The 8316-nt window shown below is 70.9% G+C and carries 6 protein-coding genes; 2 read left to right on the top strand and 4 right to left on the bottom strand.

Annotation, left to right across the window (positions count from 1 at the left end; genetic code table 11):
* Positions 1-8 precede the first annotated feature (8 nt).
* Entirely contained in the window at positions 9-932 is a 924-nt protein-coding gene (locus C5B96_RS14695; RefSeq protein WP_199176671.1) for a LysR family transcriptional regulator, read from the bottom strand.
* 76 nt (positions 933-1008) lie between these two features.
* On the opposite strand from C5B96_RS14695, the gene C5B96_RS14700 reads away from it, so the two are divergent.
* Positions 1009-2745: an L-aspartate oxidase gene (locus tag C5B96_RS14700; RefSeq protein ID WP_104246109.1), complete on the top strand. Its 1737-nt coding sequence runs from the start codon at positions 1009-1011 to the stop codon at positions 2743-2745.
* 342 nt (positions 2746-3087) lie between these two features.
* On the opposite strand, the gene C5B96_RS14705 is transcribed toward C5B96_RS14700, so the two are convergent.
* Genes C5B96_RS14705 through C5B96_RS14715 form a run of 3 tightly spaced genes read right to left on the bottom strand, consistent with a single transcriptional unit; the run spans position 3088 to position 7360 of the window.
* Complete coding sequence (locus C5B96_RS14705) at positions 3088-5187, bottom strand: VWA domain-containing protein (RefSeq protein WP_104246110.1); 2100 nt, start codon at positions 5185-5187, stop codon at positions 3088-3090.
* A complete protein-coding gene (locus C5B96_RS14710; protein ID WP_104246111.1) occupies positions 5180-6565 on the bottom strand; it encodes an AAA family ATPase in 1386 nt (461 codons plus the stop codon). Before C5B96_RS14710 ends, C5B96_RS14705 begins: the two co-directional genes overlap by 8 nt.
* Before the next feature lie 9 nt (positions 6566-6574).
* The gene (locus C5B96_RS14715) at positions 6575-7360 is read right to left on the bottom strand and encodes a TetR/AcrR family transcriptional regulator (protein WP_104246112.1); all 786 of its coding nucleotides are present in this window, start codon (positions 7358-7360) and stop codon (positions 6575-6577) included.
* A gap of 94 nt (positions 7361-7454) precedes the next feature.
* Here C5B96_RS14715 and C5B96_RS14720 point away from each other — a divergent pair, with 94 nt between their 5' ends.
* Complete coding sequence (locus C5B96_RS14720) at positions 7455-8315, top strand: NAD(P)H-binding protein (RefSeq protein ID WP_104246113.1); 861 nt, start codon at positions 7455-7457, stop codon at positions 8313-8315.
* Position 8316: the final 1 nt, after the last annotated feature.

Raw genomic sequence — 8316 nt, forward strand, 5'->3', positions numbered from 1 at the left:
GGCCGGGGTCAGGCGGGTCGCATGGTCGCGCCGGCGCGGGCGGCGAACGCGGCCGCCGTCGAGGCGATCGTACGCTGCATCACCCCGACGGCGGCCGGGGGCAGAACGTCGGCGGGGCGGGCGAGGCTGATCGTACGGCTGAGCGTCGGCGCCACCAGCCGCACGGAGCGGAGGCCGGGACGGTCGATCAGCACCATGGCCGGCACGATGGCCACGCCGAGCCCGCGTTCGACGAACCGCAGCACGGCATCCATCTCCGCTCCCTTGAGTATCACGTGCGGCGTGAGACCCGCCGAATGGAAGGCCGCGTCGGTCGTGCTGCGCAGGTCGTAGGTGGGGCTGAACACGATCTGCGGCAAGCCCGCGACATCCGCGAGCCTCAGCGAGGTGCGTGTCGTGAGGGGCGGCAGGGCGGCAGACGAGATGACCACGAGCTCTTCGACGAGCAGCGGGGTGACCGTGAAGCGGTCTGCGGATGCCCGGTCCGACGTGGTGATGAGGGCGAGGTCGAGCTCGCCGGCGCCGAGCTCGTCGAGCAGGCGGCGCGAGCCCTGTTCGGAGAGGTGCAACTCGATGCCGGGATGCGCGTCGTGGAACGCGCTCAGCACCTCGGCGACCAGGCTGATGCAGAGGGTGGGCGTCGCGCCGAGGCGCACCCTGCCGCGTTCGAGCCCCGCAAGTTCGGCCAGTTCGCGGCGCACCGATTCAGCGTCCGCGAGCATGCGCCGGGCCAGCGGCAGCAGCGACTCCCCCGCGACGGTGAGGGTGCTTCCGCCCCGGGCCCGGGTGAAGAGTTCCGCCCCCAGGTCGACCTCGAGGGAGGCGATCTGGCGGCTCAGCGAGGGCTGGGCGAGGTGCAGGCGCTCGGCCGCCCGGGTGAAGTTGCCGAGCTGGGCGACTTCGACGAATCCGGTCAGCTGTTCGAGGTTCATACCCATAGCCTATGCGCATCGAAGCAAGCCGATATATGCATTGGAGTAATCCTCTGAGCACGCCTAGCGTAGAGTCATGACCACGCACGAACGCCAGATCTCCACCACTGTTCTCGTCATCGGCACCGGCGGCTCCGGCCTCCGCGCCGCCATCGAACTCGCCGAAGCCGGAGTCGACGTGCTCGCCCTCGGCAAGCGCTCGAAGTCCGACGCCCACACCTCCCTCGCAGCCGGCGGCATCAACGCCGCCCTCGGCACCATGGATGCCGACGACAGCTGGCAGCAGCACGCCGCCGACACGCTGAAGGAGTCCTACCTGCTCGCCAACCCGCACACCGTCGAGATCGTCACGTCGGGTGCGGCCCGCGGTATCGACGACCTCGAGCGCTACGGCATGCCGTTCGCCCGCGAGGCCGACGGCCGCATCTCGCAGCGCTTCTTCGGCGCACACACCTACCGCCGCACCGCCTTCGCCGGCGACTACACCGGCCTCGAGATCCAGCGCACCCTGGTGAACAGGGCCGCACAATTGAACGTGCCGATCCTCGACACGGTGTACGTGACGCGCATCCTCGTGAACGACGACGGCGTCGTGTTCGGCGCCTACGGCTTCGACGTCGAAGACGGCACGCGCTACCTCATCCACGCCGACGCCGTCATCCTCGCGGCCGGCGGGCACAACCGCATCTGGCGGCGCACCTCCTCGCGACGCGACGAGAACACCGGCGACTCGTTCCGCCTCGCGGTCGAGGCCGGCGGGCGGCTTCGCGACCCCGAGCTGGTGCAGTTCCACCCGTCGGGCATCATCGAGCCCGAGAACGCCGCCGGCACCCTCATCTCCGAGGCAGCGCGCGGCGAAGGCGGCATCCTCCGCAACGGGCTCGGCGAACGCTTCATGGGCCGCTACGACCCCGAGCGCATGGAGCTCTCGACCCGCGACCGGGTCGCGCTCGCCTGCTACACCGAGATCAAAGAGGGCCGTGGCACACCGAACGGCGGTGTGTGGCTGGATGTCTCGCACCTTCCCCGCGAGACCATCATGACCCGGCTCCCCCGCGTCTACCAGACGATGCTCGAGCTGCAGATGCTCGACATCACGAAGGATCCCATCGAGATCGCGCCCACCGCGCACTACTCGATGGGCGGCGTCTGGGTGCGCCCCGAAGACCATTCCACCGACGTGCCCGGCCTCTACGCCATCGGCGAAGCGTCATCCGGGCTGCACGGCGCCAACCGGCTCGGCGGCAACTCGCTGATCGAACTGCTGGTGTTCGGCCGCATCGTGGGGCAGGCCGCGGTCGCCTACTCCCGCGGGCTCACGGCCCAGACGCGTTCCGCCGCGGCCGTCGACGTCGCCCGGAACGAGATCGAGGCACTGCTGTCGGGCGACGGTCCCGAGAACGTGCGCGCGCTGCAGCGCGCCATCCGCAACACGATGACCGAGCACGCCGGCGTCGTGCGGAGCGAGGAGGGGCTGCTTGCCGGGCTCGCCGAGCTCGAAGCGATCGAGGCGCGTATCGCCGACGTGGGCGTGCACCCCGACATCGCCGGGTTCCAGGATCTCGCCCACGCCTTCGACCTGAAGTCCGCGGCCCTCGCGGCCCGGGCGACCCTCGAAGCCGCCCTCGAACGTCGCGAGACCCGGGGCTGCCACAACCGCAGTGACTACCCCGAGCTCGACCCGGCCCTGCAGGTCAACCTCGTCTGGTCGCCGACCGCGGGCATCGTGCGCGAGCCGATTCCGCAGATTCCGGAGCAGATCGCCGCTCTGATGCGCGACGAGGTGTCAGTGGGAGGCAAGCTGCTCGAGTAGCGATCACGTCGGCCGGATCGGGCTGAGCGCAACCCCCCGGAGTGGGACTCCTATGCATTTGCATCTGTTGTCTAAGCTGTATCTGCAGCCCGAATCTGCACAGAGGCGCCCTCCGTTCCTAGCCGGCAGGCGTCGCGCCACGCGTATGGCAGTGCCGCCCGACGTGATCACAGCGAATCGGCCCTTTCGGCTCGCGAGGCTCCCCCCGGCCCGCGAGTCGGAGGGGCCATTCGCCGTCTCCGGCGGCGTTCTGGGCGCCGGCGCGAACCCGGCCGACGCCAGCTTGCAGTCGGCCAGGGCCGCGGGCAGCGGGCAGCGGGCAGCGGGCAGCGGGCAGCGACGCTACCAGCGGCCCCAGCCGCGACCGAACATTCCGCCGAAGCCATCAGAACCTCCACCACCCGAGCCGCCGCCCGACGCGCCGCCACCGCCGGCCGAGCCCGCGCCGCCCCGCGAGCCGAGGTACGACGAGACGACGGCCGCACCGAGGTCGTCGGCTTCCGGCGCCACCACCGAGCCGCCGACGCGCCGCGCCATCGAGTCGATGAACCGCGCGAGCCCCGGGTCGTCGCCGAGGCGGAAGAACGACGTCTGCGCCCCGAGCCGCATCGAGGCGTCGAGCTCCCTGATGGCGTACGCGATCGTGATCGGGTCGGGCGGGTAGCTGAAGTACACGTCGCCGCCGGGCTCGAGGTGCGAGGTCGGCTCGCCGTCGGTCACGATCAGCAGCACCGGCTGCGCGTTGGGGTGCTTGCGGAAGTGCCGGTTCGCCAAGAGCAGGGCGTGGTGCAGGTTGGTGCCCTTGTCCCACTTGGCGTCGAGCCCGATCAGCTCCTCGATGTCCATCACCTCGGCGTGCCGGCCGAAGCCGATCAACTGCAGGTCGTCGCCGCGAAAACGGCTGGTGATCAGCGTGTGCAGCGCGAGTGCGGTGCGCTTCATGGGCACCCAGCGATCATCCATCGCCATCGAGAACGACGTGTCGACGAGCAGCGCCACGCACGCCTGGGTGCGATCCTCGGTCTCCTGCACCTCGACGTCGCCGATCTCGATCCGCACGCTGGCGGGCAGGCGAGTGGATGCCGCGAGCCCCCGTTCACCGGCCGTGCGCGTGATCGCGTTGGTGACGGTGCGGGTCACATCCCACGGCTCGGTGTCGCCGAACGCCCACTCCCGCGTCGCGCCGGAGCGTTCGCCTGCGGCCCCGGACTGCCGCGCATCGCGGTTGCCGCGCCGCCCCGACATCTTCTCGGCGACATCCCGCAGCAGGGCCTTGCCGAGCTGGCGCATCGCCTTCGGGGTGAGCGTGAGGGTTCCGTCGGTGCCGCGCTTGAGCGCACCGGCGTCGCGCAGCGCGCGTTCGAGCTGTTGGAGGGTGCGGGCATCCACAGCCGCCGTGTCGCCGAGCTGGCGGCTCAGCTTGTCGAGGTCGAGGTCGTCGAGCTGCGATCCGGTCTGCGACTGGGCGAGCTGTTCGGCGAGCTCGTCGAGGTCGGCGATGTCCTGGAAGACGCCGGTGCCGTCGCCGAGGCCGAGGCCCTCCTGGCCGTCCATCCGCTCGGAGCCGCCCCAGTCCTCGCCGGGGCGGAGGTCCCGCAGCTGCCCGTCGAGCTGGGAGAGCGCCTCCATCAGGTCAGGTGAGCCAAAGGCCTGCTGGGCGAGCGCGTCGAGTTCGTCGCGCTGCTCCTGGGTCATCGAGTTGCGCATCCGCTGCGCGGCGGCCGCGCGTGCGGCGAGCGCGTCGAGCAGCTCGTCGATGTTCTCCGGGCCTTCGGGAAAGAAGTCGCCGTGCTTGGACATGAAGTCGTCGAACTGCTGCTGCGTGTCGTCGCCCCGCTTGTGGGCGTCGAGCAGCCGGTTGAGGTCGCCGAGCATCTCGGTGATCGCGGCCCTGTCGTCGTCGCTCGCGTTCTCGAGGGCCTGCTTCATTCCCGCAAACCGCTGGTCGAGCAGCTCGCGGCCGAGCAGGTCTTTGATCTGCTCGTACTTCTGCCGGGCCTCGGTGCTCTGCCAGGGGTAGTCGCTGAGTTCCCCCACCGCTGCGGCCGGCGATGCGGGGAGGCTGTCGAGCCTGATCTCTGCGAGCGCGCGGTCGCCATCGTCCATCAGGGCGTCGCGGGCGAGCTGCTTGCGTTCCTCGAGCACCGCGGTGTCGAGCAGCTCCTTGATCTGCTGCAGCGTGCCGTCGAGGTTGTGCTTCTGGGTGAGCTCACGGCGACGCTCCGCCACCCGGCGCGCGAGGTCGTCGAGCCCGGCCTGGTCGCGACCACCCCGGCGGAAGAACTCGCGCATCGCGTTCTCGGGAGAGTAACCGGCCATCACGTCGTGGCCGATGGCATCCAGAGCCTCGGTGAGGTCGACGGGAGCGGCGAGCGGATCGGGCCCGCCGTCGTACTTGGTGTACCGCGAGCCGCGCGTCAGCCGGCGGTTGGTTCTAGCCATAGATCGCCTCGCCGCCGCCCGATTCCTTGCTCACCCGCCGCGCGAGGTAGAGGCCCTCGAGGGCCAACTCGATCGCCCCGGCCCGCTGGCCGTCGTTCATCGCACCGAGCCGGTCACAGATCTCGTCGTAGAGCTCGCTCTCGCCGAGCGACGGCAGCCCCGCGAGAAAGTCGCGGGCGGCGACCTGCTCGCCGGTGGTCACCATCACGCCGCTTTCGAGCGCATCGACGAGCAGGGCGAAGTCGATGCCGCGGAAGTGCGCGCGCACCGTCTCGGCCGTCGCCGTGCGCAGCAGGTGGGCGAGAATCTCGTCTTCGCGCCCCTCCTCACCCGACTCGAACTCGATCTTGCCGCCGAGCACGTCGACCGCCGTCTCGAGGTCGATCGGCCGGGCGACGGCCTCCGCCTCGCTCTGCCGGGTGGCCCGGTGGATGGCCGCAGCCGCGATCGTCTCCGCACCCGCGATGGCGAAGCGCGCGCTCACGCCGCTGCGCTGGTCGACCGCACTCGATTCGCGAAGACCCCGGGTGAACCGGGCCAGGATCTCCACGAGGTAGTCGGGCACCTCGGCGACCAGCTCGGCCTCCTGCCGGATGACCGCGACCTCGTCGACGAGCTCCGTCGGGTAGTGCGTGCGGATCTCGGCGCCGAACCGGTCCTTCAGCGGCGTGATGATGCGGCCGCGGTTCGTGTAGTCCTCGGGGTTCGCACTCGCCATCACGAGCACGTCGAGCGGCAGCCGCAGCACGTAGCCGCGGATCTGGATGTCGCGCTCCTCCATAACGTTCAGCATCGCGACCTGGATCCGCTCTGCCAGGTCGGGCAGCTCGTTGATCGCGACGATGCCCCTGTGGCTGCGCGGGATGAGGCCGAAGTGGATCGTCTCGGGGTCGCCGAGGCTCCGCCCTTCGGCCACCTTCATCGGGTCGACGTCGCCGATGAGGTCGGCCACGCTCGTGTCGGGGGTGGCGAGCTTCTCGAAGTAGCGCTCATCGCGGCCCCGCCAGGCAATCGGCAGGTCGTCGCCGAGCTCGGCGGCGCGCCGGATGCTCGCGGTGGTGATCGGCTCGAACGGATGCTCGCCGAGCTCCGACCCGTCGATGACCGGCGACCACTCATCCAGCAGCCCCGACATGGTGCGGAGCAGCCGCGTCTTGCCCTGCCCGCGCTCACCGAGCAGCACGATGTCATGGCCGGCGATGAGGGCCCGTTCGAGCTGGGGGATGACGGTGGATTCGAAGCCGTGCAGGCCCGGCCACGGGTCACGGCCCTCGCGGAGGGCATCGAGCAGATTGTCGCGGATCTCGGCACGCAGGGTCTTGAAGACGTGCCCCGAAGCCCGGAGCTCGCCGACCGTTGCCGCAGTAGGACGGTTCATTCATCAAGCCTACGTCGCGGTGTCGGCGCCCTCCCCCGAACCGCCCGAATTCGTCGGGGCCGGGGCGGGCGCGGGCGCGGCTGCGGGCTCGGGCGCGGCGATGACGCGGTCGAGCCAGTCGGCGAGCAGGCGGCGCTCCGCGTCGGTGAGCGCGCCGAGGTCAGGCGCCTGCGCGCGGAGGGCGACCGCCGCCGGCAGCGCTCCGCCGGCGGAGACTGCCGCGCCCGCAGGAGGTGCGACGAGGATCTGGGCGAGCACCGAGTCGAGCATCGCATCGGCCAGGGCGGGGTCACGGGCATCCGGAGCACTCGTCAGCAGCGTCAGCACCGCACCCGACCCGGCCGCACGGATCATGTCGACGGCGCGGGGCTCGCTGACCCGCAGCAGGCCGGCGGCGGCCATGCGGCGCACGCGCGCCTGCAACACCTCCAGCGCCGCACGGGCCGACGGCGACGTGCGGGCGCGTTCGGGCGCACTGAGCAGGGCGAAGAGCGCAGGGTTGCCGACACCGAAGTCGATCTGGGTGCGCCAACCGGTGCGCAGATCGTCGAGCGGGTCGACATCGGCCGCCGCGGCGGCCTCGATGACCGACGCCTTCTCGGTGACGTAGGTGGCCAGCACCTGCTCGGCGACAGCGTCGAGCAGCCCGTCTTTGTCGCCGAAGAGGCGGTAGATCGTCGGGGCCTGCACTCCGGCACCGTGCGCCACGCGGCGGGTCGAGACCGCTGCGGCGCCGTGTTCCCGCAGGAGGGAGGTCGCGACATCCACGATCCGTGCCCGCGTGTCATCGCTCATGCGACAACGATAACGCAACCTTGTTAGCGGTGTACTATCGGTGATACCGTTTTTAGCGTTCCACCGTTAACACCACCACCTGAGAGGCCTCACCATGATCGTCATCACCGGAGCGACCGGTGCGCTGAACGGCGCCACCGTCGACCATCTGCTCGAACGGATGCCCGCCGCAGACATCGCCGTCGTCGCGCGTGACACGGCGAAAGCCCGCCGGTTCGCCGACCTCGGGGTGACCGTGCGGCAGGGCGACTACGCGGATGCGGCATTGCTTCCCCGCGCGTTCGAGGGCGCCGGCCAGCTGCTGCTCGTGTCATCGAGCGACCCGCGGGCCGACGCCGTGGGCCTGCACCGCACGGCGATCGACGCAGCCGTCGCCGCGGGCGTCGGGCGCATCCTCTACACCGCCCACCAGAACGTCACGCCCGACAGCACCTTCACCCCGTCGCGTGACCACGCTGCGACCGAGCGGCTGCTCGCCGACTCGGGCGTCGCGTGGACGTCTCTTCGCAACGGGTTCTACGCCCACAGCCTGGGCTTGTTCCTCGGCGCCTGGCGGCAGACCGGGGTCATCTCCGTGCCGGCCGACGGCCCCGTGTCGTGGACGGCTCGGGAAGACGAGGCCGAGGCGGCCGCGATCATCCTCGCGTCGAACGGCGCCCACAACGGCCCCGTGACGCTCACGGCGAGCGCGGCGCCGACCTTCGCCGACATTGCCGGCATGGCTTCGGATGTCGCGGGCCGCACCGTCACACTCGAGGTGTTGCCCGTCGACGAGTGGGTCGCGGCGCAGGTAGCCGGCGGCACGGAGGAGTTCATGGCGCGCTTCCTGCTCGGCTTCTACCGCGCTGCCGGCCGCGGCGAGTTCGCGGGCACCGACCCGCTGCTCGGCACCCTGCTCGGCCGCGAGCCGCGCACCGTGCGCGACCTGCTGGCCGCCCCCACCCCCACCCCCTGAC

Source organism: Subtercola sp. Z020, assembly GCF_002931235.1.
In the GTDB taxonomy this organism is placed as follows: Bacteria; Actinomycetota; Actinomycetes; order Actinomycetales; family Microbacteriaceae; genus Subtercola.

Coding starts and splice junctions, on each gene's coding strand:
- C5B96_RS14695 (WP_199176671.1), bottom strand. CDS start 932: ATGAACCTCGAACAGCTGACCGGATTCGTCGAAGTCGCCCAGCTCGGC.
- C5B96_RS14700 (WP_104246109.1), top strand. CDS start 1,009: ATGACCACGCACGAACGCCAGATCTCCACCACTGTTCTCGTCATCGGC.
- C5B96_RS14705 (WP_104246110.1), bottom strand. CDS start 5,187: ATGGCTAGAACCAACCGCCGGCTGACGCGCGGCTCGCGGTACACCAAG.
- C5B96_RS14710 (WP_104246111.1), bottom strand. CDS start 6,565: ATGAACCGTCCTACTGCGGCAACGGTCGGCGAGCTCCGGGCTTCGGGG.
- C5B96_RS14715 (WP_104246112.1), bottom strand. CDS start 7,360: ATGAGCGATGACACGCGGGCACGGATCGTGGATGTCGCGACCTCCCTC.
- C5B96_RS14720 (WP_104246113.1), top strand. CDS start 7,455: ATGATCGTCATCACCGGAGCGACCGGTGCGCTGAACGGCGCCACCGTC.